This is a genomic window from Agaribacter marinus (assembly GCF_030160655.1).
GTDB classification, from domain to species: Bacteria; Pseudomonadota; Gammaproteobacteria; order Enterobacterales; family Alteromonadaceae; genus Glaciecola; species Glaciecola marina.
The window spans coordinates 108282-132324 of record NZ_BSOT01000005.1; the positions used below are offsets into that span (position 1 = coordinate 108282).

The 24043-nt window shown below is 42.3% G+C and carries 21 protein-coding genes; 16 read left to right on the forward strand and 5 right to left on the reverse strand.

Annotated features, from left to right (window positions below; genetic code table 11):
- Positions 1-10 precede the first annotated feature (10 nt).
- The 5 genes from QQK00_RS02160 to otnK form a co-directional block, all read right to left on the reverse strand.
- On the reverse strand, positions 11-1039 hold the full coding sequence (locus tag QQK00_RS02160; protein ID WP_284215840.1) for a PhoH family protein: 1029 nt from the start codon (positions 1037-1039) through the stop codon (positions 11-13).
- Between the two features lie 13 nt (positions 1040-1052).
- Positions 1053-2480 (reverse strand): tRNA (N6-isopentenyl adenosine(37)-C2)-methylthiotransferase MiaB, encoded by a 1428-nt coding sequence (gene miaB, locus QQK00_RS02165; RefSeq protein WP_284215841.1) that lies wholly within the window; start codon positions 2478-2480, stop codon positions 1053-1055.
- A gap of 239 nt (positions 2481-2719) precedes the next feature.
- Positions 2720-3004 carry a putative quinol monooxygenase gene (locus tag QQK00_RS02170; protein ID WP_284215842.1) on the reverse strand — a complete coding sequence of 95 codons (285 nt, stop codon included), beginning with the start codon at positions 3002-3004 and terminating at the stop codon, positions 2720-2722.
- A gap of 2 nt (positions 3005-3006) precedes the next feature.
- A complete protein-coding gene (otnC, locus tag QQK00_RS02175; protein ID WP_284215843.1) occupies positions 3007-3663 on the reverse strand; it encodes a 3-oxo-tetronate 4-phosphate decarboxylase in 657 nt (218 codons plus the stop codon).
- Positions 3660-4979, reverse strand: a complete 1320-nt coding sequence (gene otnK, locus QQK00_RS02180; protein ID WP_284215844.1) for a 3-oxo-tetronate kinase — start codon at positions 4977-4979, stop codon at positions 3660-3662. The genes otnC and otnK overlap by 4 nt, the downstream gene beginning before the upstream one ends.
- A 167-nt stretch (positions 4980-5146) precedes the next feature.
- On the opposite strand from otnK, the gene QQK00_RS02185 reads away from it, so the two are divergent.
- From QQK00_RS02185 to QQK00_RS02260, 16 genes are all read left to right on the forward strand, one after another.
- Positions 5147-5851 (forward strand): GntR family transcriptional regulator, encoded by a 705-nt coding sequence (locus QQK00_RS02185; RefSeq protein WP_284215845.1) that lies wholly within the window; start codon positions 5147-5149, stop codon positions 5849-5851.
- A gap of 65 nt (positions 5852-5916) precedes the next feature.
- Positions 5917-7008 (forward strand): isocitrate/isopropylmalate dehydrogenase family protein, encoded by a 1092-nt coding sequence (locus tag QQK00_RS02190; RefSeq protein ID WP_284215846.1) that lies wholly within the window; start codon positions 5917-5919, stop codon positions 7006-7008.
- A 15-nt stretch (positions 7009-7023) separates the two neighbouring features.
- Positions 7024-8073, forward strand: coding sequence for a tripartite tricarboxylate transporter substrate-binding protein (locus QQK00_RS02195; protein WP_284215847.1), 1050 nt, complete (start codon positions 7024-7026; stop codon positions 8071-8073).
- Between the two features lie 16 nt (positions 8074-8089).
- The gene (locus QQK00_RS02200; RefSeq protein WP_284215848.1) at positions 8090-8818 is read left to right on the forward strand and encodes a hypothetical protein; all 729 of its coding nucleotides are present in this window, start codon (positions 8090-8092) and stop codon (positions 8816-8818) included.
- Between the two features lie 3 nt (positions 8819-8821).
- The gene (locus QQK00_RS02205; protein ID WP_284215849.1) at positions 8822-10351 is read left to right on the forward strand and encodes a tripartite tricarboxylate transporter permease; all 1530 of its coding nucleotides are present in this window, start codon (positions 8822-8824) and stop codon (positions 10349-10351) included.
- Positions 10348-11409 carry a Gfo/Idh/MocA family protein gene (locus tag QQK00_RS02210; RefSeq protein ID WP_284215850.1) on the forward strand — a complete coding sequence of 354 codons (1062 nt, stop codon included), beginning with the start codon at positions 10348-10350 and terminating at the stop codon, positions 11407-11409. Before QQK00_RS02205 ends, QQK00_RS02210 begins: the two co-directional genes overlap by 4 nt.
- Positions 11410-11439: 30 nt before the next feature.
- Positions 11440-12411 carry an SMP-30/gluconolactonase/LRE family protein gene (locus QQK00_RS02215; protein ID WP_284215851.1) on the forward strand — a complete coding sequence of 324 codons (972 nt, stop codon included), beginning with the start codon at positions 11440-11442 and terminating at the stop codon, positions 12409-12411.
- Positions 12412-12854: 443 nt separating this feature from the next.
- Entirely contained in the window at positions 12855-15023 is a 2169-nt protein-coding gene (locus QQK00_RS02220) for a TonB-dependent siderophore receptor (protein WP_284215852.1), read from the forward strand.
- A gap of 400 nt (positions 15024-15423) precedes the next feature.
- Entirely contained in the window at positions 15424-16926 is a 1503-nt protein-coding gene (locus QQK00_RS02225) for a PepSY-associated TM helix domain-containing protein (protein WP_284217539.1), read from the forward strand.
- 225 nt (positions 16927-17151) lie between these two features.
- Positions 17152-18309, forward strand: coding sequence for an FAD-dependent oxidoreductase (locus QQK00_RS02230; RefSeq protein WP_284215853.1), 1158 nt, complete (start codon positions 17152-17154; stop codon positions 18307-18309).
- A 63-nt stretch (positions 18310-18372) separates the two neighbouring features.
- Entirely contained in the window at positions 18373-18546 is a 174-nt protein-coding gene (locus QQK00_RS02235) for a hypothetical protein (protein ID WP_284215854.1), read from the forward strand.
- A 221-nt stretch (positions 18547-18767) separates the two neighbouring features.
- Positions 18768-19109, forward strand: a complete 342-nt coding sequence (locus QQK00_RS02240; RefSeq protein WP_284215855.1) for a YciI family protein — start codon at positions 18768-18770, stop codon at positions 19107-19109.
- 81 nt (positions 19110-19190) lie between these two features.
- The gene (locus tag QQK00_RS02245; protein ID WP_284217540.1) at positions 19191-20375 is read left to right on the forward strand and encodes an RNA polymerase sigma factor; all 1185 of its coding nucleotides are present in this window, start codon (positions 19191-19193) and stop codon (positions 20373-20375) included.
- A 159-nt stretch (positions 20376-20534) separates the two neighbouring features.
- The gene (locus QQK00_RS02250) at positions 20535-21269 is read left to right on the forward strand and encodes a hypothetical protein (RefSeq protein ID WP_284215856.1); all 735 of its coding nucleotides are present in this window, start codon (positions 20535-20537) and stop codon (positions 21267-21269) included.
- A 52-nt stretch (positions 21270-21321) separates the two neighbouring features.
- Complete coding sequence (locus tag QQK00_RS02255; RefSeq protein ID WP_284215857.1) at positions 21322-22176, forward strand: AraC family transcriptional regulator; 855 nt, start codon at positions 21322-21324, stop codon at positions 22174-22176.
- Positions 22177-22351: 175 nt separating this feature from the next.
- Entirely contained in the window at positions 22352-23965 is a 1614-nt protein-coding gene (locus QQK00_RS02260; RefSeq protein ID WP_284215858.1) for an Ig-like domain-containing protein, read from the forward strand.
- Positions 23966-24043: the final 78 nt, after the last annotated feature.

The following is a 24043-nucleotide window of genomic DNA, read 5'->3' on the forward strand; positions in this document are numbered from 1 at the left end:
TAATGGTTACTCATGACGGACTATTGCCATCTTGACTACGAGATGCTTGTTTTATGGCTTCTTGTTCACTCTCATAATCTTCATAGGCTTGAACTATTCTGGCGACAACGGGGTGTCTAACTACGTCACTTGCAGTGAAAAAGTTGAACGATATGTCATTCACGTTTCCTAAAACGTCAATTGCATGTCGTAAGCCTGAGCGAGCTCCTCTGGGCAAATCAACTTGTGTGATATCGCCAGTGATGACCGCTTTCGAATTAAATCCAATACGAGTTAAGAACATTTTCATTTGTTCAATCGTGGTATTTTGTGACTCATCCAAAATAATAAATGCGTCATTGAGTGTACGACCACGCATGTAAGCTAAAGGTGCTACTTCAATCACATTGCGTTCAATGAGTTTCTCTACTTTTTCAAACCCTAGCATCTCAAAAAGTGCGTCATATAACGGTCTTAAATAGGGGTCAACTTTTTGCGATAAGTCACCTGGCAAGAAGCCTAGTTTTTCGCCTGCTTCAACGGCAGGTCGAGTCAGTAAAATCCGGCGAATTTCTTGCTTTTCTAATGCGTCAACTGCACATGCAACTGCTAGATACGTTTTACCGGTTCCTGCAGGGCCAACACCAAAGGTAATGTCATGATTTAGCACGTTTGCAACGTATTTTGATTGGTTTGGATTGCGCGGTTTAATGACACCGCGCTTAGTCTTAATTTGTACTTCCTTAGCGTAATCGCCCGCTTCAGCGCGTTCAAGGCATTTGGCTTCTTGAATGGCTAAATGCACTTGATTTGGTTCTAATTCAGGGATACTGCCTTTAACCGGCTGCGTTTCAATATATAAAAGTTTTAGCAGCGCTGTGGCGCCATTCGCTTGTAAGGGATCGCCAAGCACATTAAATTCGTTTGCACGATACGTAATTTCAACGCCCAACCGTCTTTCTATTTGCTTTATGTTGTCATCGAATGGCCCACAAAGGCTAGCTAAACGCTTGTTATCTGATGGTTCTAATACTAACTGATTGGTAATTACGGTACTCAAATTACATCCTTGATTACACTGGCATGAATTGGATAACGCCATGTTTATCTGGCGTCGGTTGGCTGGCAAGTATACTCTCTGGTGAACGAGCGATTCGTAAGCCCATCTCACTCTCACGTCTTATAACGTCGCCACGAAGTGAATTGGAAAATACATTGGTCACTTCGATATCGACAAATTCACCGATCATATCTGTGGTCCCCACAAAATTTACAACGCGATTATTTTCAGTGCGGCCGGTTAATTCATCAGGGTCTTTCTTTGAAGGTCCTTCCACCAATATTCTTTGTACGGTACCCAGCATATTTCTGGCTATTTGTTGGGCGTTTTGACTGATACGTTGTTGTAATATTTGTAGCCGTTGTTTTTTTGTTTTTTCCGAGACATCGTCAACTGCATCTGCTGCAGGCGTGCCGGGTCTTGCGGAATAAATAAAGCTAAAACTTAAATCGTAACCCACATGGTTAATTAAGTTCATTGTCGCTTCAAAATCTTCTTCTGTTTCACCAGGAAAGCCAATAATAAAGTCAGATGACATGCATAAATTTGGGCGAACTTTTTTCAGTTTCCGCAGCGTGCTTTTATACTCGATTGCGGTATGTCCGCGCTTCATCAAATTAAGTATTCGATCAGAGCCACTTTGCACAGGTAAATGCAAATGGTCGACTAATTCAGGGATGTTTTTATAGGCTTCAATAATGTCATCGGTAAATTCAACCGGATGTGACGTCGTATAACGAATACGGTCTATGCCATCGATTGATGCTACAAGTTCTAATAATTCAGCAAACCGGCATATACTGCCATCATGGTGTTCACCACGAAACGCATTGACGTTTTGACCAAGTAAATTCACCTCTCTTACGCCTTGTGCTGCGAGCTGCGCAATCTCAAGAATGACGTCATCCACTGGGCGACTGACTTCTTCACCGCGAGTGTAAGGCACAACGCAGAAGGTACAATATTTTGAACAACCTTCCATGATGGACACGAATGCCGATGGGCCATCTGCACGAGGTTCTGGCAGGCGGTCAAATTTTTCTATTTCGGGAAAGCTAACATCCACTACTGAACGTTCACCACCTTTGATTTGCTTTATCATTTCAGGTAAACGGTGAAGTGTTTGTGGACCAAAAACAATATCAACGTAAGGTGCACGTTTACGGATTTCATCGCCTTCTTGTGACGCAACACAACCGCCCACGCCGATAATTAAACCGGGATTGTCTTGTTTAAGGTTTTTCCAGCGGCCCAGTTGATGAAATACTTTTTCTTGTGCTTTTTCACGAATAGAGCATGTATTTAGTAAGATAACATCCGCACCTTCTGCTTCTTCAGCAATTGAGTAACCGTGGGTTGCATCTAATAAGTCAGCCATTTTTTCCGAGTCATACTCGTTCATTTGGCAACCCCAGGTTTTAATAAACAGCTTTTTACTCATAAATGGCTTACGTCCTAGCACAAGACCGCTACAAATAAATAAAAGCAAGCAGCGGTTAAATCAATCGAAATTTAAACAAAATAGCCGTGTATTTTAACGTGAAAGCAGGTCTGACGCCAATGTTTTATCGTGGCGGCCTATGCCGCGGTGCGGTGCTATGGGAAGGGGCGTTGAAATTGTCTTTAGGCCACCTATTTTGGGGTGACCTAAGCACATGTTTTTTATGCTGGATTGCTAGCTTAACGCTTGATCCAGGTTTTTACAGATTTACTTGTTATCCATTCTGATACGGATTTGTCAAAGTGAAGAAAGTGCGGGCTTTGAAGATGTATTTTAAAATCTGCTTCTTCTTTATATAGCTCGTAAAGAAATACTGAGTTAAGCGCATTTGGATTTTGGCAAACGTCAAAGTAAACACAACCTTCTTCTAAGGTGAGACTTTTGTTCGCGTTGTCAAGCATTGCGGACATGAATTCGTCAGTTTTGTCGGTTTTTATTTTGAACTCTACGGTGACTACAAACATAGTTATCTCTTCTTTTTAAATCTGTCTTTTAGCGTTTGGCGTTGCTCTTCACTTAGGGTGCGTGTTTCATGTTGCTTGAGCAACACCATCATTTTACAACTTTCTTCAAGCTCTTCTATGGCATACATAGTGCTCCAAAGGTTTTCACCGGCCACAATTGGTCCATGATTAGCCATCAAAATCCCAGCATAGTTACTGGCTTTTTCGGCGATCGCGTCGGCTAGCTTGGTATCTCCAGGGGGAAAGTAGGGGATCAAGCAAATTTCACCTAGGCGCATAATAAGATAGGGTGTGTAAGGTGTGACTGCATCATGGGCATCAATACCATCAAAGCATGACACCGCGGTAGCATATGAACTATGTAAATGAATAACAGCGTTAGTGTCTGGGCGTTGTTGATAGAAAGCGTCATGTAAAATGAATTCTTTCGATGGCTTGTCACCAGAAATCAATTTGCCATGCTGGTCAATGACCGACAAAGTGTCTGGGTTCAAAAAACCAATGCATGAATTTGTAGGTGTTACCACACAGCCATCGTCAGTTTTTACACTGATATTGGCAGAAGAGCCACATGTTAGGCCTCTATCGAAAATCGATTTTCCCACATTGATAATATCTTGCTTTGCTTGCTCAATTGCGGGAGTAGATGAGTTACTCATAATGTCATTGTCTCTATAGTGGTTGAAAAGAAGTCATAGTCACCAAAGTTGCCTGATTTTAATGCTAGTTGTAATGCACCCGATGATGTTTCTGCACGCATTAACGGTACACCTGGAGCAACACTTTGTCCGATGACGAAGTGTTTGATACCTAAGGCTGAGACTACCGCACCCGACGTTTCACCGCCAGCCACTACTATATTTTTATAGTAACCTGCGTTGGTTGCAAAGGCGGCGGCGTCTGCTAAGGTTTTTTCAATTATCGATGCCGCGTTTTCTAAGCCAAGTTTATCTTGATTGGCCGATACCTTAGCTGCGCTTTCGGTTGAGTAAAGCAACACAGATTGGGCTGCATGTTGCTGTATCCATTCGGCAATTGATTGAGCACTTTGCCTGCCTGACGCAAGGTTATTTGGGTTTATATACAAAGAGGGTAATTTGGATTTGCTATGTTCGACTTGTCCTTGTGTCGCTTGAGAGCAACTACCAGCAATGACTAATGTTGGTGAACTTAAGCGTGTTTCCGCTAAGGGTGAGGGAGTTTTGCCTAGCCACCCAGCCTCTCTATATGCTTCACCCAAGAATTCAGCTAAACCTGAGCCACCGGTAAGTAATGGAAAATTGGGATGGCAAGCAAAATACTTTGCTAGAGATTGTAAGTGACCTGTTTCAAGGGCATCCGTTACAATGTATCGGTCATTTTGCTGTGGTACATACGTTTCTAGTTTGCTTAAGTCTGGATAGCCGATATGTCCACATGCTTTTTTGTTGATGTCTGCTACTTGAGCATCTAATAAACTTGCAAGGTCGCTATCTTTCATCGGATTTAGCGGGTGAGTAGCCATCGGGCTTTGGTGCAGTAATGTGCCATGAACGAACAGCTGGCCCATATACACCGTTCTTCCGTTTACTGGTAAGGCAGGGCAGACGATGGTGTGCTTTGCCGCAAGCTTGTCCATTAATGCATCAATCACCGGGCCAATATTCCCCCTCTCTGTTGAGTCAAAGGTTGAACAGTATTTAAAATAAAATCGGGAACACCTAGCCCGTTGAAGCCAGCTTAAGGATTGTAGACTCTCACTAATGGCAATTGATGGCTCGCATGTGCGCGTTTTGAGGGCAATGACGATCGCGTCAACCTGCATCCCACTATACTTTCTAAGAGCAAAGTCGTCATCAGGCACGCCATTAATTTGTATCGTGTTTAATCCACCTTTTCTTAAAAAACTTGCCATATCAGAGGCGCCGGTAAAATCATCCGCGATGCAACCTAATATAGGATTCGTCTTCTGAATATCTTGTACATCTTCTGACATATGCAATCCAAATACATTTTCAATATTTAATGTATACATTATTTTTTAATTGCGCTAGATTGTAAACATAAAATTTACATTTTATTAGTGAAATGCGTGTTGGGGTCGTAATCGAATGTGTAAATATTCGTTTTAATCTTATAAGCCTGGGTGGAAGTTAAACATTAATGTCTTTGACAAATACTACTAACGAATCTTCATGCAAAGCGTCTAGAACGCAGCAAGCTTATGCAATTTTGCGTGAGCGAATCTTGGACAACTCTTTCAAAGCGGGCGAGCAAATGCTTGAGACCACGCTGGCTGAAAATTTGGGCATGAGTCGTACGCCGGTCAGAGAAGCATGTATTCAGCTGGAAAGGGAAGGCTTAATTAAGATAAATCCGCGTAAAGGCATATTAATTAAGCCTATTTCTGCGCATGACATGAGTGAGATTTATGACATCCTATGTGCATTAGAGCCACAGGCTGCAAGGCTTGTCGCGGAAAAATCTGCACAAGGTCAGATTGCATGTGAAAGTCTTGAACGACTAGAGAAGACTACAGCAGATATGGCGGCAGCGCTCGCGAATGATAATTTACATGAATGGGCGATGGCTGATGAAGCCTTTCATTTTGCATTGCTCGAAATGTGCGACAACCAACGTTTGAAAGACGTTGTCCTGCAATTTTGGGGGCAAGCACACAGAGCACGGTTTTTTACCTTGCCTTACCGAAAAAAACCAGTGGATTCAACGAAAGACCACATTGCTTTGGTTAATGCAATTAAACAAGGTGACGGTGAGTTGGCGTTTCGTATACATGCTGAACATCGACTCAAGGGTAAGTATAATTTATTGAATATAATAAAGAATTTTGATTTAGAGAGTTTGTAAGGGAAAGTGTTGTCGACGCTTAACGCCCTATTTTAGATGAAACGAACAAAAGGTTAGAGGATAAAATGCAGGACAAGTCTAGGTTTACCATTGCAGTATTTCCAGGAGATGGGATTGGCAGCGAAATCACTCCTATTACATTAGAGGTAATAAATAAAGCGTGTTCAAAACTAGACGTAAGTTTTGATTTTAAAGTACTTGATGCTGGCGCGGCATATTATGCAAAACATGGTGAATCACTGCCTGCAGAAGCAATGTCGGTTGCTAAAAAAGCGGATGCCATTTTACTCGCGTGTATGGGGATGCCCGATATTCGTTACCCAGATGGGAGAGAAATAGCCCCACAACTTGAATTACGAGAAACGCTTGATTTATATGCAGGGGTTCGCCCGGTTAAAACATTGAAAGGCTTACCATTACCACTTGGTGATGCGCGAGCACAAGCCTTGGATTTTGTACTAGTAAGAGAATCAACAGAGGGCTTGTTTGCGTCCCGCTCAAGCAGCAAAATTATTGACAATGAACGCGCAGAAGACACCCAAGTTATTACGCGCAAAGGCAGTGAGCGCGTATTTAACTTTGCCTGCAAATTGGCTCAGCGCAGAAAGGAACTAGGATTCAAAGGTAAAGTGACTTGCGTTGATAAAGCCAACGTACTTGGTTCCTTTTTCTTTTTCAGGCAAGTATTTGATGAAGTTACTCAGGCGTATAAAGACATTGATGCGGACCATATTTATGTAGACGCGGCGGCATTGCAGCTCGTTCGGCAGCCTTGGATGTTTGATGTGATGGTTACGGAGAATATGTTTGGTGACATATTATCTGACTTGGGGGCTGGCCTAATGGGCGGTATGGGCATGGCGCCATCTGCTGACATCGGCGATGAACATGCTGTCTTTCAACCATGTCATGGCAGTGCGCCAGATATTGTTGGCCAAGGAAAGGCAAACCCTACTGCGATGTTTTTATCGGCAGCAATGATGTTAGATTGGTTAGGCAGTAAGCACGATGTACCTGCCGCTTGTGACGCCGCACAACGTATCAATCGCGCGGTAGAAACCGCTTATGAAGCGGGTAATCTTAAGCCATTTGAGTTTGGTGGGCAGCATGGCACAGATGAAATTTATAATCGAATCATAGATTTACTTGATGCTTAATAAGAAAATTACGTAATGAAACATACGAGTCCATATAAACAACACTTAGCGAGTTTGGCTGCCTTTGTTGGGCTTGCGTTAGGTATATTGTTTTTTCGACATACCGTGATTGATGGTGCAGATGAATTTCCTAGCCGACCGATAAGTCATGTGGTTGTTTGGTCAGCGGGTGGTGGTACCGACATTGCAAATAGAGTTGTTAGTGCAGAAATGGCGAAATTGTTGGGCCAGACAGTGAATGTAACGAATCGCCCAGGGGGCGTTGCTGGCTCGTTAGGGATGAGCTATGTTAGTCAACGTCCAGCAGATGGCTACACTTGGGTTGGTATCAGCGAATCCTGCGTTACGGCTGGTGTAATGGGAGGATGGCAGGAGCGCATGGATATTTGGTATCCAATGATAATTGGCGGTTCACCAAGTGTAATTTCTGTGTCCTCTGAATCTTCAATTAATTCACTTACCGACTTAATTGCTCAGGCAAAGCAGAGAACCATTAACGCAGCAGCTGGCGGTTCTGGGTCAATACATCACTTGAATTTACTGGCTTTTGAACGCGGCGTCGACGCGCCTTTTAAATTTGTGCCATTTCCTGGTTCTGCGCCTGCACAAATCGCCGCGGTCACACAAGAAGTCCATGTAGTCATTACAACACTAGCAGAACAGCAGCAACTTATTAGTGCAGGTAAACTTAAACCGTTAGCAATGTTAAATGAGAGTGAATATGCATTTTCAGAAAATTTAATCATACCCTCTGCCTTTGTTGATTTTCCTAGCTTGTCAGAACATTTACCCGTATTTCAATCGATCGGTATGGCTATTAGTGATGATGCGCCAGATGAGGTTAAAGCCTTATTGAGCGAAGCGTTTACTCAAGCCTTGCAAACGCCCACAGTCAAAACATGGGCAGACAATAATTATTTTTCATTGTCTGGGCGGACGGGTGATGCAGCAAAAGAAGAGTTTGCAAGACTCGAATCTTTGTTTACGTGGACCTTGAATGATATGGGGGTGACTAAAATTAGCCCTGAAGCATTAGCAATAGCAAGGCCTGATGCCAGTGAATAGTCAGTTGGATTTTATCATGAAAAAAACGACAAGCAGCCCAGATCGCTTTATTGCTATACTTCTTCTGATTTTCGCTATTAGCTCAGCCATGGTTGCATCGACATACCCGATCAACGAAAGTTGGGGAGGTGTCGCTAGTGCATGGTATGTATCTCCAGCGCTACTTCCATTATTTATTTCATTTTGCTTGTTCTTACTATCCATTACCTTGTTTTTTAGACCGTCCAACAGTGTTTGGCATGACTACTTTTCTGGCAAAGCCTCCCATAAAATTTGGGTAATCTGCGCGCTAGTTAGCTTTGTATATTTTCTTATTCCAAACATCGATTTTTACTTGTCGAGTGTCTTGTTTTTATCCCTGCTGGTGGGGCGCTTTCATCTAGTGAGTGACGCCGTATCAAAGCCACTAGGATTTATTTATGTCGTGGTCTGTATGTTTGTCCTTATCGCACTTGGGCTTCAACATTTGTTGCCATTGTTTGCAAGTGCGCCAGCGCCGACGTTAGCAACTAATGTTGCTGACATTACAGATATTATAGGTGTTTTAGGTACCGCCGCCTGTATATGGGTGTTGCATGTGCACAAAGTTAAGGTGTTTTTGGTATGTGTATGGCTGCCTCTGTTACTGGTGATTGGGTTTAGGTTTTTGTTGTTAGTGCCAATGCCAACAGAGGGGAGTGTGATTTTGCTATTGAATGAAATATTTACTCAAATATCGTCGCTTTTTGTAGGCAAAGGAATATAAGTCATGGAAGGTTTCTTTCAATTTAGTCAAATTTTGTGGCAGCTAGTAAGCAACCCTACAAATTTATTAGTGGTGTTTGTTGCTAGTTTGCTCGGTATTGGTTTTGGCGCGTTGCCCGGGTTAACAGCAACTTTAGGGGTAGCGTTGTTAACTACACTTACCTACGGTTTTGATGTCTCTACGGCCTTACTTGCGTTACTCGGTCTCTATGTAGGGGCCATTTATGGCGGATCCTATCCAAGTATACTTATAAATATTCCCGGTACCGCCGCGGCCGCAGCATCCGCACTCGATGGTTACCCCATGTCTCAGCGTGGTGAGGGCGCAAAAGCACTTGGTTTGATCACTAGTGCGTCGGCTATTGGCACGTTTATTGGCTTATTGATGTTAGTGTTCATTGCACCGTTTATTGCATCGGTCGCCTTGCAGTTTACGTCGTTTGAATTCTTTTTATTGGCCCTATTTGGCATTCTTATCAGCGGTACCTTAACGGGGGAAGGTGGTGCCGTGAAAGGCTGGATCATGGGAATGCTTGGTCTTTTTCTGGCGACAATTGGTCGAGATTCCTTGCAGTTTTTCCCCCGTTTTACCTTTGATCAACCCGCGTTAGATAGCGGGTTAGATATTGTTGCTGTGCTTATTGGCGCATACGGTATACCTCAAGTCATTAAGGTACTATCTGATACGTCTGAGGTGAAAAGTAAAGCGAGCGCAAGTTTTGATTCAATGAAGCAAGGCTTTGCATCTGTATATGTTGGGGTGCTTGAAGCATTTAAGTATATTAAACATGTTGTTCGATCTGCTTTGATTGGCGTCGGTATTGGCGCTGTGCCGGGTGTTGGCGAAGATATTGCCGGTTGGGTATCTTATAGCGCTGCTAAAAAAGGTAGTAAAAATCCAGAGACATTTGGTAAAGGCAATGCTGAAGGCTTAGTGAGTGCAGAAACAGCGAATAACGCGTGTGTCGGTGGTGCTATGATACCACTGTTGACGCTGGGTATACCCGGCAGTGCGCCAGCGGCAATGCTCCTAGGTGCATTGATTTTACATGGTGTAAACCCAGGCCCTACCTTAACAACCGAAAGGCCTGACTTTTTGCTCGAAATTACTGCCATTATGATGCTAGCCACGTTCGCTATGTTCATTAATGGGACCATCCTTGCACAACGAGTGGCTAAGCTCCTCACGGTGCCTGCGACATTATTCATGCCGTTAGTCGCGGTATTATGTGTGCTCGGCTCGTACGCTCTGGGTCTGAACGTTTTTAATATTTATGTGATGCTACCGTTTGGCATTTTGGCGTATTGCTTAATAGAAATGAAATTTCCAATTTCTCCCTTGGTTATTGGGTTTATTTTGGGACCTATGGCAGATGAAAGTTTACGCAGAGCGTTGTTGGTAACCGAAGGGAGTTTATTCCCGCTGCTTCAACGCCCCTTAGCTATCGTGTTGTTATTGATTATTGTAGTGATGGTATTGTCACAAGTACCGTTGATAAATCGTATGTTCAAGAAAAAGAAGGTGGTATTTTGAGCAATACAAAACCGTTGAGGGTCGCGTGCGTGGGTACGGGCTACTTTAGCCAGTTTCATTACGATGCATGGACACGTATTGAAGATGTAAGGTTAGTTGGTGTTTGTAACCGGTCGCTAGAAAAAGCTGAGGATTTTAAGCAGCGCTTTAATATAGAGCAAACTTTTGATGATTTGGGCAAAATGCTCACTCAGGTAAAGCCTGATATTGTTGATATCATTACCCCGCCCGAAACCCACGAAAAGTATGTAAACGAGTGTTTGTCGATGGGCGCTCATGTTATTTGTCAAAAACCATTTGGGCAAAATGCCGCTGAGGCGGCGAGTATGGTTAAGTTGGCAAAGCAAGCGAATAGAAAGCTCATCGTTCACGAAAACTTTCGATTTATGCCTTGGTATCGAAAAATTAAGCACTTACTGGATTGCCGTGCGATTGGGAGTGTTCTTAATATTACCTTCAGATTGAGGCCAGGTGATGGTCAGGGGGATGATGCCTACTTAGCGCGACAGCCTTATTTTCAACAAATGCCTAAATTTTTGGTGCACGAGACGGCAATTCACTTGATTGATACCTTTCGTTTTTTAGTCGGAGAAATTAGCGATGTTAGTGCACGTTTGCGTCGTTGCAATCCAGTGATAACAGGTGAAGATTCAGGCGTGATTATCTTTGATTTTGACAATGGCGCGCAGGGCATTTTTGACGGGAATCGCTGTTTAGATCATGCCGCAAGTAATCATCGCCGTACCATGGGTGAAATGTTAATTGAAGGTACTGAAGGGACCATCACGCTTGACGGCGAAGGCATTGTCTATTTGCGTAATTTTGGTGAGCAGAAAGAAGTTGAGCAAGCGTATAGTTGGTTAGATAAAAACTTTGGTGGTGACTGCGTGTATTTGTTTACTAAGCACGTAGTATCGCATTTTATCGATAATACGCCATTAGAAAATACGGCGGCAGAGTATTTGAGAAATGTCGCTGTTGAAGACGCGATTTACCAGTCTAACGATGAGAAGCGAGTGGTTAACATTTGCGCCGCAAATACTATTTGTGGTGCGTAATACACTTATTACTATATTTGAGTATGTTGTATGAGTTCTATCAATTTATTTGAAAAAGAAATTGAGCATGTTGGCATTGGTTTACATCGACCAGAGTGCGTATTGACACAGCGTAATGGCGACATATACGTATCTGATTTTCGAGGCGGCGTTACTCAAATATCACACACGGGTGAACAACACCTACTTGCAGGCAAATGCGCGGATGTCAAAGAAGGCATATTGCAAACGAACGGCTTTGCTATTAAAGGCGACGATAGCTTTTTGATTGCGCATTTGGGTGCCGAGGAAGGCGGTGTGTTTGAACTAACGCGTGAAGGGCAGGTTAGCCCATTTTTACAAACCATCGGTGGTATTGACTTACCGCCTACAAACTTTGTTCATATTGACCATCAGGCGCGTATTTGGATAACGGTAAGTACACGACAGCAGCCGCGAGCGAAGGGGTACAGTCCATTGTGTAATGATGGTTTTATCATACTCGTCGAAAATAACAACGCGACTGTGGTGGCAGATGGCATTGGCTATACTAATGAGTGCTGGGTCACACCCGATGGTAAGTTTTTATATGCAAATGCGACATTTACGCGAGAACTATTTCGTTGGGATATTACAGATAGTGGACAATTGATAAACAAGCAGTTATTTGCCACGTTTAGAGAAGGCACATTTCCAGACGGTTTAGTTGGAGATATTAGTGGCAACCTGTGGGTCACAAGTATTATCAGCAACCGTGTCATCCGTATATCCCCTAACGGCGCATGCGAAGTGTATTTAGAAATATCGGATGATACACATATAGCCAATGCCGAAAAAGCATATCAAGATTACGCGATGGGGCGTGAACACTTAGGCAGTAATCCCGCGCAGCTCAAGAATATTTCCTCGTTGGCGTTTGGCGGAAAACATGGGGATGATATGTATCTTGGTTGTTTGCTAGACCAACGCATTATTAAAATTCCTTCTACAGGGTTTGTTGGTCATAAACCCGTGCATTGGTAATAAAATCAAGCGTATCAGTATATTTTCTGTGACAAATTTCTCTTATTGCTACGTGTTCAAAATATGTGTTTAGAGCATACTTCTTATCTAGTTGATTGACGCATTCGATATAGTCAGAGCCGCCATTTATATTTCTATTAAATATAAATAAGAATGGTTGTCATTATCATTTATATGTGCAACAATTGCTCTGTATTGATTTATTGGTCTTTATCAATACGCAATTGAAACCTGAAGGCGGGTGCGCAACCCGCCGACTTTCAAAAAAATATTGGCAATGTCGAGACCTTTCTTCCGTATCAATGTGCACCGGAACAGAGCATCGATATTGTCGCAACCCAAGCTCGCTTAGATAAGTAGCCGAATAACCACCTCGCAATTTATACGTAATTAATAAGCACATATAGCAAACACGCTACTCACTCAATCTTTAGGGTTACAACATGAAAAACAAAACATTACTGGCGACTGCTATTGGCATTTGCTTGTTTAATAATGCGCCTTTTGTGCATGCTCAACAAGCCGGTACTACTACAGGCACTGTAGCGCAAGAGAATGATGTGGTTAAAAGCCAAATAAATAACGAAGATATCGAGCGTATAACGATTACCAGTCGGGCGATAAATTTGTATCGACCAGGCGAGACCAATACAGGAAAGCTTGCTAACGAGCCATTAAACTCTACACAGGTCATTTCTTCTATTAATGCTAGCTTAATCGCTGACCAAGGCGCTCGCGATGCACAGGATCTTTACAGGAATATTGCTGGTGTGAACTTGTTTAGCTATGCCGGAGTGACAGCAAGAGGCTTTCGTCAAGAAGCAATTTTCTTTGATGGTTTGCGTGGTGATCCTTATGTTGGGTTTAATGTGCCGCAATTGTTTAATGTCGAACAACTTGATTTCCTCAAAGGTCCTGCAGGAATGCTGTATGGCCCGGGAGAGCCGGGGGGAATATTCAACTACGTTACAAAAAAACCGAAACCTGAATTTGATGCAAATGTACGGGCGATTTTTGGTAGCGATAATCGTTTTGGTGGCTCTGCTGAGGCCACTGGCGCAGTATCGGAAGGTCACAACTTGCGAGTTGGACTGTTTTACGAAGAACGTGATACGCCCCGTGTAAATACGAATAGTGAAACAACGATAATCGACCTCGGATATTCAGCGGATATTGGCAGTCAACTTTTTACCGCGCAGTACACTCACTATGGACAAGACTTAGGTGGAAATCGTTTACGGGGAGTACCGGTTGATGATAGCGGAGCGTTTATTGTCGATCCAAGCTGGAACCATAACGAGGCAAGCGACTTTTTAAACTTGAGCTCAGATGTACTAAGGTTTTCTTTAGAAGGGCAATTGTCTGATAGTTTAGCTTATAACACGGCGGTGCGTTTTATTTCCAATGAGCAAATTCAAAACTATCATGAACCACGGGCGTTAATTGATATTGATGGTGACGATGTGCCAGATCTTGTAGGTCGGGAGTTTAGGGATCAAATTAGAGAGGAAGAAACAACCGCATTCCATGCTAACTTTGTTTATGAAGGCCTTGCGTTTAAGGCTGAGCATCGTGTGGCTTTTGGTGTAGAGTACTTTAAAGGTGATTTTGATGGCTTTTTCAAAACGGCTAGGTTTGATGCGGAAATGGCGCAACGATTTTTAACCGGTAGTTCTTTGTCCAGCGACATTATTCCACTGCGTTTAAATAACCCTAATTATGGTCAAACTGACCCAAGTCAATACGATACAACCAGCAGAAACTCCGATGCGGACGAAGAACAAACAGGGGCTTATGTACTAAATGAGTTAGCGTGGGGTAAAGTTACCTTAGTTGGCGGGCTGCGATACGATGATTTCGATACAGATACTAATGTATCGCTGCGGTTGGGTGGCATATATAAATTGTCTTCAGAAATCTCGCTCTTCACACAATATGCAGATTCATTTATACCACGTAATGCGAGTGAACAACGCCCCGAAGTGGGTGGCGCGTTCGACCCGACTACTGGCGCCATTGTTGAGGCAGGTGTAAATGCTGAATTATTCAATGGTGGAACACAAATCAAGGCTTCTGTGTATCGCATAGTAAGAGACAACTTTTTGCAAAATACAGGAATGGACCCGGAGGGTGACGGTGAGGATAATCTTGCCGCGTTAGGTGAAGTCACTAGTGACGGCTTTGAGTTAGAGGTTCTTGCCGATCTTACTCAAGATTGGGTAGTCAGTTTTGCTTATGCGTATAATGATACATTGATTACTAAGGGGATTGATGGCGGTGGAATACGTAATCTAGCGACAGATAAACGTTTTGCAAATGCCCCTAAAAATACTTTTGGCTTTTGGACACGCTATCAAATACCTCAGTACAACCTGGCCTTTGCATTTGGCGGTGATTATGTTGACGACCGGCTTAGTTTGAGTGGGAAAGTAGTAAAAGACTATTTAACGTTTGATGCTTCCGTTATTTGGACCTATGAAGAGTATAAAGTCTTACTACGAATAGATAACTTGACCGATGAGGAGTACGCTGAAAGTGGCTTCTTACAAAGGACAGGTCATTTCCCAGGAGCGCCAAGGGAAGCCTTTGTAGAATTTAGTTATAAGTTTTAGATTTCATTTTTATATTTGTCTTCACACGCTACATATTATGTAGCGTGTGAAGGTACTATTTTATTTGAAGCATTACCACAGGATTGAAGCCAATACGAGGACTCTTTAACTCGTTGAAACAGCCTGTAAGCAAGATGGCTAAATTAGTTAATTTAGTAATAATTAACGTTCTTTCTACGCCGTATATGTGTGAGAGTATTTCAAGCGCGCCACCTAGGTGCCCAATCTCGATGAACTGGACATAAAAAACGTAATGACATGTATTAACTGTCTTGAATATATAAAATACAAATGATAATTGTTATTATTAAAGTTATTGTAATATTCATTAGTCTTACCGTAAAATATACACAACAGGTGTTAAAAGGTTATCGTTATCACTAAAAAAACGTTTCTTGCCATACATAGTTGGGTTGGTTTAAAGCTATCGCTGTTGATGTTTATTGTATGTGTTACCGGTACTTTGGCTGTCATTAGCCATGAAGTCGATTGGCTTATTAACAGTAAACTTCGTATCGAAGCGCAATCTAATCAGGCAATAGATTGGGAGGCGATGTACGCTAATATTCAGCGAGAATACCCAAACAACACTAGTATTGCTCTTAATGCGCCGCTCTACTCAAATTTTGCGTCAATCGCCACAGTTAACGATGCGGAACGCGGTGTGTTGCGTGTTTTTGTTAATCCATATACCGGTGAAGTGCTGGGGGATGCTGCTTGGTATGCTAGTTTTCAGAGGGTTGTACGCGACCTTCATCGGTACCTACTCGCGCCGAAAGGCGGCATTTATCTTGTTGGCCCCTTAGGCGTTATTTTACTTATATCTACTATTACCGCCTTATTTTTTTATAAACGCTGGTGGCGAGGTTTTTTCAAAATTAGGCTTAACAACGGCTCACGTGCATTTTGGGGTAGCTTGCATAAAGTGATCGGTTTATGGTCTCTTTGGTTTTTGCTGTTGATTGGTATTACAGGTACTTGGTATTTAGTTGAAGGGATTATGTCTGATGCAGGTATGCGTATTCAGCATGAGCGCGTGCTAATTGACGAAGACGTTTTGTCAAAACGTCCATTTATGGTGGAACACATTCCAGTTTCCGAAGTGATTACCATTGCAACTCAGCAATTTGAGCATTTTTCGCCAAATATAATAGTCATTCCTCGCAACCAGACGTCGCCAATTTATGTCGGAGGATACGCCGACGCGCTCTTGTCTAGACCTCGAGCAAATGCTGTGTATATCGACCCGGTGTCTGGTGACGTGTTAAATGTGATAACGACTAAGGGTGCCAGTGCGTTGCTAAATTGGGTCGATATGGCTGACTCTCTGCACTTTGGTAACTTTGCAGGGCTCGTTGTTAAGCTGATTTGGTTAGTATTTGGTGTTTTACTTTGTATGATGAGCGCATCTGGTATCGTGGTTTTTGTTAAACGCATTCAAAATCGACGCGATGAAGGATGGGTGAAGACTATCCTTGGTGGGGCAAGATTTTTGACCTACATTTTGTTGCTTGTTCCGCTTATATTTGGCTCGACTATTTGGTTGTACTCCCAAAACGCCATTGCGTTTGTTCTTCAAGAGCAAGAAGTGTTATTACTTGTAGAAGGTGATGGGGAGTTTCCAAGTGCAACTATGTATATTGGTACTAAAGACGAGAATACCGTGGTGCATGTATCATTTAATTGCGCAAGTGCATGCTTACCTAAGAAGCATCGATTGGAGCTTGTATTTAGTAATGGCGATGCAAAGAAGTTTAAATCAGGTTTCAGCGGTTTTAGAGGCGCACCGTCTGCCGTCTTTGCAACTAGCAAAGTGCCTACAATTTCCCATGTGTCGGTAACCATGGATAATCAGGAAGTATTTCAGTTGAAACCGACGACGCGTATTACAACTGATGAATAGGCTTGGCTGGTAAGGCCACACTAATGTTTGATCATTGCCTATTGCACTATAAAACCCCTTCTACAGAATTTTCTGACCATGTGCCCGTGCATTGGTAATAAAATCAAGCGTATCAGTATATTTTCTGTGACAAATTTCTCTTATTGCTACGTGTTCAAAAATAGACACTTATGGCATACTTTCTCTTGAGCTGATGTTAGATGACGCAAGGTTGATTCAATAGAAATGAAAAATGTAGATATTTGCATCATTGGTGGTGGCATGATTGGCAGTGCAACCGCATTGGCTTGTGCTAAACAAGGCTATTCAGTTTGCGTGATAGAGCCGCGTATGCCACAAAATTTTCATCCTGAACAGGCACCTGATTTGCGTGTATCTGCACTCAATCTCCACAGCATAAACGTATTAAAAGATCTTGGTGCATGGGAGCATATTATTAACATGCGATGCAAGGCATATCATGGTTTGGTCTGCTGGGAATCAAATGATGCAAAAACCGAATTCTACGCAAACGACGTTAAACAAGATAAATTAGGTTACTTTGTCGAAAACAGAATTTTGCAACTTGCTCTATTGAACGAGATTCATACGTCGCATAAAAAGAGCGTGACCGTGTTAAATGATTGCAAGGCGACAAACATCGACATTGAGTTAGGTGTCATCGCGTTGGACACCAATGAAAGTATTGCTGCAACAATCATTATTGCTGCGGATGGTGCAAATTCAGCTACTAGAACGACATGCGGTATTGGTGTTGATGGTTGGGCTTACAAACAAAAAGCAAATGTATTTAGTATCAAATTAAGAGCGCCAATGCCAAGTGTAACTTGGCAGCAATTTACGCCAACGGGTCCGTTAGCCTTCTTACCCATGCATGACAATTATGCCAGTTTGGTTTGGTATGCAGATACCTCAATGTCTAATCGATTGCAAAAAATGACCAATGAGCAATTGCAAGCGCTTATTGCGGCGACCTTTCCCCAAGCGTTAAACGAGTTTGAATTACTCGCACGGGGTGGGTTTCCCATTGTCCGTCGCCATGCAAAACAATATTATCAATCTCGTTTGATGTTAATCGGAGATGCTGCGCATAGTATTAATCCGTTAGCGGGGCAGGGCGTAAATTTGGGGTTTAAAGATATAAGTGCCTTCATTGTAGCCTTAAGCGACGGCGGACTTGATAAATATCAAGATGTGTTTAAGCAATATGCTAGGCAACGACGTATGAAGAATTTAGCGATGATGACAGCAATGGATGTTATTTATGCTGGTTTTAGTAATGACTTTGCACCAATCAAATTACTTAGGAATGCTGGCTTAAAATTGGCAAATAATGCAGGCGCCCTTAAGCAACAAGCCTTAAAGTATGCAATGGGCATTTAGGGCATATTGAGAATAGGTGCATTTAATTGAATAGCGCGACACGCGTTAACCAAATGAGGAAGTATGAATTTATTTATTATCTTGGGTGTTTTGTTTGTTGCATTATTTGTGCTGATCCCCTTAATTGAAAAATCTAACTTAAGAATGTCTGATGAAAAAACGTCGAAGATTTCGCGTTATATTCTGCCGTTAATTGCCGTAGTACTCATTATACAACTCATTATGATGGCGTTTTGATTTACCCGTCAATTTGAACTATCCGGAGTTCAGGTTAATTATATTTGCTAGGAAATTTTCTAGTAAATCCGCGTATATAGCAGCTCAATTGCAAAAATATAAAAATAAGTGTCCAATAGTTTAGCGCTCAGTTGTCATCAATATGTCAGCTAAGAGCATCCGCTAGTAGTTGACTAGGCGTAAACCGTCCTAAAACAAACAACTGATTAAGGAATAATAGAATGAGCAACAAAACATTTTTATGTGTGGTTCGTAGTGAAGCGGGTGAATGCGAAAAGCCGTCGCCTTCCGATATGGAAAAGGCATTTGCTATGTTTCAAGCGTGGCAGGAAAAGTTCGCTGACAATATACTGGATATGGGCGGAAAGTTGTCTTCTGAGGGCGCAGTGGTTAGGCAAGAAAGTATTGTTGACGGCCCCTTTGTTGAGTTAAAAGAAATCATTGGCGGTTATATGATGTTAAGCGCTGCGACTCTGGAAGATGCCGCAGTTGTCATTAAAGAGAGCCCGATGGTAAATAACAAAGGGAGTAGTTTTGAAATCCGCGAAATATGTAAACCTTAATTGGGCATATAGACTAGCGCTTAGCTCTTAGCTATGTACCGCGAGCATTTGTTTCGCCATGAGTATGGAAAACTCGTGGCGATGCATGTAAATCGCTTTGGTATTGATGTTCTTGAGACTATTGAGGACGCAATACAATGGTCAATGTTACAAGCGCTTGATACATGGTCAACACAAGATGTTCCTGACAATACGGCGGCTTGGCTGTATAAAGTGTCATTGCGACGGCTGATTTCCGAATTAAAAAGCGAAAAACGTCGACAGGCGATACTCGATGAACAAGTCCCCCCTGTGGACGAATATATTGCCAATGAGGAAACGCTCTCCAATGAGATGGGGTGTGCGATGTTAAGGATGTTATTTACAGCATGCCACCCGTCGATTCCGATTGAGTCACAATTAGTGTTCACCCTTAAATCTTTGTGTGGTTTTAGTGTTAGAGAAGTGTCAATTAGGTTGTTTATCAGCGAAGCAAATGTCTATAAGCGCTTTAATCGCGCAAAAAAGTTTCTAAAAGCAGACATAAAAACTATCGATAGCGTTGCTGCTGACCAGTTAGAAAACCGCATAGAATCGGTGTACAAGGTTATTTATCTGATATTCACTGAAGGGTATTTGTCGTCTGACGCCGATTATTCTATACGGCAAGATTTGTGTGAAGAAGCCCTGAGGTTAGGACTTTTTTTACGAGATTCAGAGATAGGGTGCAAAGGAAAAACACACGCCTTGCTCGCGCTAATCTATTTAAACTTAGCTAGACTACCAGCAAGGCAACATACAAGCGGTGCATTGACCTTGCTAGAACAGCAAGATAGACGCTTGTGGGATAAATCGCTTATTACCCATGGTGTATCGTATCTCAGGCTTTCTACCAGTAGCGACGATATTAGCCGCTATCATATTGAAGCGGGTATCGCCGCAGAGCATTGCTTGTCGCCTTCATTTAAAGAGACAAGATGGCAAAAGATTATTGCCTCATACGAACTGCTCGAAAAAATATCGCCATCACCACTGCATGTGTTAAACAAAGCATTGGCAATTGCTGAACATGATTCTCCAAGTCAGGCCTTAGATGTGCTTGCGTCCTATGATTTTCCAAAGTGGTTAGCGCAGTCATATCATTGGTATGCTGTATTGGCCGATTTACATGCGCGAGACGGGAATATTAGCGTTTCAGCCAAGAACGCTGATTTGGCGATTGAAAAAGCCCCTACCGACACCATTCGTTCGTTGTTACGACAGCGGCTAATTCGCAGTAAAGATTAAACACTGAGTAAGATTAAACAATTACTCACTTACTGCGTTAACACGATTCAACTTAGCCGATCGGAAAATAATACAACAATTCCAGAATATGGATTTAGACTGTCACATTAAAAACTGGAACAATTCATTTACTCATTTAGCCTTATGCAGAGAACGTTTATGTTTCGTATCGCCGTTTTATTGATAATTACTGTGTTTGCCGCGTTAGCAAATTCGACACCCAAAAAAAGTATTGTATATGACTTAGCTCATGGCCAGCGAGTCATGGCGCATGTAGATAAGCAACATCAGCACATTGCAAAGCAGCTCAATGCTACCGTGATTAATAGCACGACGCCGCTGTCTGAAAAGCAACTAGAAAATACGTCTTTACTGTATATACGTGCTCCAAATCAGGCATTTTCAGATGCTGAAATAAATGCCATTGTTCAATATGTGCGTAATGGTGGCTCGTTGTTATTAGTAGTAGATGAAGAGAGACGGCAACCGCTACAAACAACACAAGTTAATCGATTAATATCACCCTTTTCGATGATGCTTACTCAAGATACACCCTATCTGCACAACGCTGGAGCAATCGCTTTTGCGGGTGAAATAAATCGGCAGGTACGTGAGTTAGCGTTTAGTGGTGGTAGAGCTGTTGTGGGCGGAACGCCATTTGCTTTTCAAATCACAAAGGAGGGGAAACCCGGATTGCCATTCGCCGCTTATAAGAATATTGACGGCAGTGGGAGGATTGTTGTCATGGGGGAAGGGATGGCGTCCATTTTTATGGGGGAAGACGATGCCGTCAGAATGAGTGGTGAGCATAGAAACCCAAGAAATACAAAATATTGGGGGAAAGACAGCCAAATATTTATGCAGGAAATCATTCATTGGTTGACAAGCCGCTAATTTTCAACGAATTTAGCTTGTAAATATTTGTATATCTAAGGTGGTATAGCCTGTGACAGAAACATTAGTATTTGATGTGACTATACCCCGAAGAGATGTTGGTGAAGCAATTTGGGTAAATAGTTTCTCACGCTTGCAAAGTGAATATAAACTTATTCATCGGCATCGTGAATATGAAATTTGCTTTTGCCCAGATGATGTTGGCACGTACTTCATTAATGACAGAGAGTACGATATCGCGCCGGGCGACATATTTATCGTAAATGGCAATGAATATCACCAGCCAATACTAAAGAATCCTGAAAACAACGGCGCCTTAGTTATCTATTTTGACCCCGAGTCTATTCCTCTTCATGCGCGTCGCTTTTCTTGGGTTCATGCTTTTTTACATTCTAGTAACTACGGATTAAACCGTATTGGTAAGCACCAAGAAATCACGTCTTTGATGCTTTCATTGCAAGACGCATTTGAATCAAAAAAACCTAATTGGGCTGCATTGAGTTGGGGCATACTCAGTCATATTTTAGTGCTCATTGAGGATCACATTCTAAGTAACGATGAACGTTTTTTTAGGTCGTCAATCGTTGAAAGTCAGACAAGGTTCAACAAAGTAATAGCGTTTATTAAGCAGAATTTGCATACAACAATCTGCTTAGAACGGCTTTATGGAATATCAGGACTATCCAAATCACAATTTTCCCTTCAATTTAAAAAGAATTTTAATTGTACCACCACCCAATACATTTGCAGAGAGCGTTGTAACAGAGCAGCCGCTTTGTTAAAAGGAAGCAACAACAACATCTCTGAAGTCGCATATTTGTGCGGCTTTGAAAGTTTGAGTTATTTTAATCGACAGTTTCGTAAACGCTATCAAATGTCGCCAACTCAATTCCGTTCACGATATTAGCACTGTTCAAAAGTTCCTGTTAATTAAATAAAAATATTTTAAATCAATAGTTTATCTATGATTTTCAGCTTTATTCAGAAAAATATACGACTCTTCAGATCCTTTCACTGCGCGTTCTTTGTGGTTTGTTATTACTGTGAGCATGTTCAATGTAATGCAACAGGATGAAAACAGAATGATAGAAGGTAAAATGTCATTTAAAAAACTTAACAATGTAATTTTTATAATCGCCTTATCTCTAACTACCTCATATTCATTTGCTGTCACAGTGAATACGCTCGCAACATTAAGTACCGAGTTAAATGACAGTGTTGCTGTTGACGTCAACGATAACATATATATATCTAACACCGGTGTGTTTACTCCAGATGGCGGGCTTGGGACAGAGGTTTTTAAGGTGACGCCAGATGGAACGGTAAGCCTATTTGCCAAGATTAGTTCGCCTGGAGGTAACAGCGTTGATGGCAATAATAATGTGTATATAAATGGTAAATTGAGCTCTGGCGGCAATGGCATATTCAAGATTACACCGGAGGGAAACGCAACTGAGTTTTCGAGTTCTTCCGGCATCATTAAATGGAATAGTAAAGGAGATGCCTTCGCTATTAATTATGGCTCAGGAAGTGTATTTGAGGTGGATGAACAAGGTGAGTTTACGGTATTTTCGACACCGTCATTCATGAATGGCCCAACAGGTATTGCGTTTGATGAAAATGATCAGCTCTACATTGGAAACTTTAACGACGGCCGAGTGTTTACCGTCAATGATGACGGTTCCGCGGAGATGCTAGGCACAGTGCCTGGCGGTTTAGGTTACATGACCTACATGTCAGGTAAAATTTATGCTACTGGTTTTAACAATAATCGTATTTACAGTATCTCTATGTCAGGAGAGGTAGACATAGTTGCTGGTGACGGCACAGTTGGGCAGGTGGACGGTAATGGAGAATCTGCGCGTTTTTCGCGGCCAAATGGCATTGCAGCATTGTCTGACGGCTTAACACTTGTCATCAGCGAGTATGGCGCTGGCGCAAAGAGCATTAGAACCATCACAATTGACGCTGAACAACAGATTGTGCAGGTTGCTAATGATGACGACATAAGTGTTGATGAAGATGAGCGGTTTACTTTTAATGTGATTGAAAATGATGACGGTTTCCCCAATCAACTCGACCCTAGCACTATTCAAATAGTAAAAATGCCAAACTATGGTAGTGCAGAAATAAATGTTGAAACCGGCATAATTACTTACCTTGGCGACACAGATTATTTTGGAGAAGATAGCTTTACATACACAGTTGAAAATATAGCAGGTGCAATGTCTAATGAAGCAACCGTCACAATTAATATTGCGGCACTCGCTGACGAACCCGTTTCAGTGGATGATACCGTCTCTACCCAAAAAAACATGGCAGTGAGCATCAATGTGTTAACTAATGACTCTGACCCGGACTTAGGTACCTTGTCATACGCAAACCTTAGTATTACCGTTCAGCCGACAAGCGGTGTTGTTTCAGTGGATACCGATAGCGTGATGTATACCCCAAATACAGATTATACAGGTGATGATTCATTTAGTTATGCTGTCAGCAATGACTCAGGTATGACGTCGGCAGCGGCGCTGGTCAGTGTCACGGTAAATGATGTTACGTCATCACCTGAGCCGCCAGAGCCGGCCAAGCCCGTTGAACAGCCAAATTCGAGTGGTGGTTCACTCTCTCAGTATTTAACTGTATTGTTAATTGGTGGATTGCTTCTTCGAAAACGCCAACGATGTAGACAATCTTAATGTATCTTGCAAGCCAGAATTGACCCTGTGAATTCAGCCTCAGCCTGGCAGTTTATGTCTATGGATTAGATTTGTAGA

What these genes read in the sequence shown, in the direction of transcription:
- miaB (WP_284215841.1), bottom strand. Translation starts at nt 2,480, where the DNA reads ATGAGTAAAAAGCTGTTTATTAAAACCTGGGGTTGCCAAATGAACGAG.
- QQK00_RS02170 (WP_284215842.1), bottom strand. Translation starts at nt 3,004, where the DNA reads ATGTTTGTAGTCACCGTAGAGTTCAAAATAAAAACCGACAAAACTGAC.
- otnC (WP_284215843.1), bottom strand. Translation starts at nt 3,663, where the DNA reads ATGAGTAACTCATCTACTCCCGCAATTGAGCAAGCAAAGCAAGATATT.
- otnK (WP_284215844.1), bottom strand. Translation starts at nt 4,979, where the DNA reads ATGTCAGAAGATGTACAAGATATTCAGAAGACGAATCCTATATTAGGT.
- QQK00_RS02185 (WP_284215845.1), top strand. Translation starts at nt 5,147, where the DNA reads ATGTCTTTGACAAATACTACTAACGAATCTTCATGCAAAGCGTCTAGA.
- QQK00_RS02190 (WP_284215846.1), top strand. Translation starts at nt 5,917, where the DNA reads ATGCAGGACAAGTCTAGGTTTACCATTGCAGTATTTCCAGGAGATGGG.
- QQK00_RS02195 (WP_284215847.1), top strand. Translation starts at nt 7,024, where the DNA reads ATGAAACATACGAGTCCATATAAACAACACTTAGCGAGTTTGGCTGCC.
- QQK00_RS02200 (WP_284215848.1), top strand. Translation starts at nt 8,090, where the DNA reads ATGAAAAAAACGACAAGCAGCCCAGATCGCTTTATTGCTATACTTCTT.
- QQK00_RS02205 (WP_284215849.1), top strand. Translation starts at nt 8,822, where the DNA reads ATGGAAGGTTTCTTTCAATTTAGTCAAATTTTGTGGCAGCTAGTAAGC.
- QQK00_RS02215 (WP_284215851.1), top strand. Translation starts at nt 11,440, where the DNA reads ATGAGTTCTATCAATTTATTTGAAAAAGAAATTGAGCATGTTGGCATT.
- QQK00_RS02220 (WP_284215852.1), top strand. Translation starts at nt 12,855, where the DNA reads ATGAAAAACAAAACATTACTGGCGACTGCTATTGGCATTTGCTTGTTT.
- QQK00_RS02230 (WP_284215853.1), top strand. Translation starts at nt 17,152, where the DNA reads ATGAAAAATGTAGATATTTGCATCATTGGTGGTGGCATGATTGGCAGT.
- QQK00_RS02235 (WP_284215854.1), top strand. Translation starts at nt 18,373, where the DNA reads ATGAATTTATTTATTATCTTGGGTGTTTTGTTTGTTGCATTATTTGTG.
- QQK00_RS02240 (WP_284215855.1), top strand. Translation starts at nt 18,768, where the DNA reads ATGAGCAACAAAACATTTTTATGTGTGGTTCGTAGTGAAGCGGGTGAA.
- QQK00_RS02245 (WP_284217540.1), top strand. Translation starts at nt 19,191, where the DNA reads ATGCATGTAAATCGCTTTGGTATTGATGTTCTTGAGACTATTGAGGAC.
- QQK00_RS02250 (WP_284215856.1), top strand. Translation starts at nt 20,535, where the DNA reads ATGTTTCGTATCGCCGTTTTATTGATAATTACTGTGTTTGCCGCGTTA.
- QQK00_RS02260 (WP_284215858.1), top strand. Translation starts at nt 22,352, where the DNA reads ATGATAGAAGGTAAAATGTCATTTAAAAAACTTAACAATGTAATTTTT.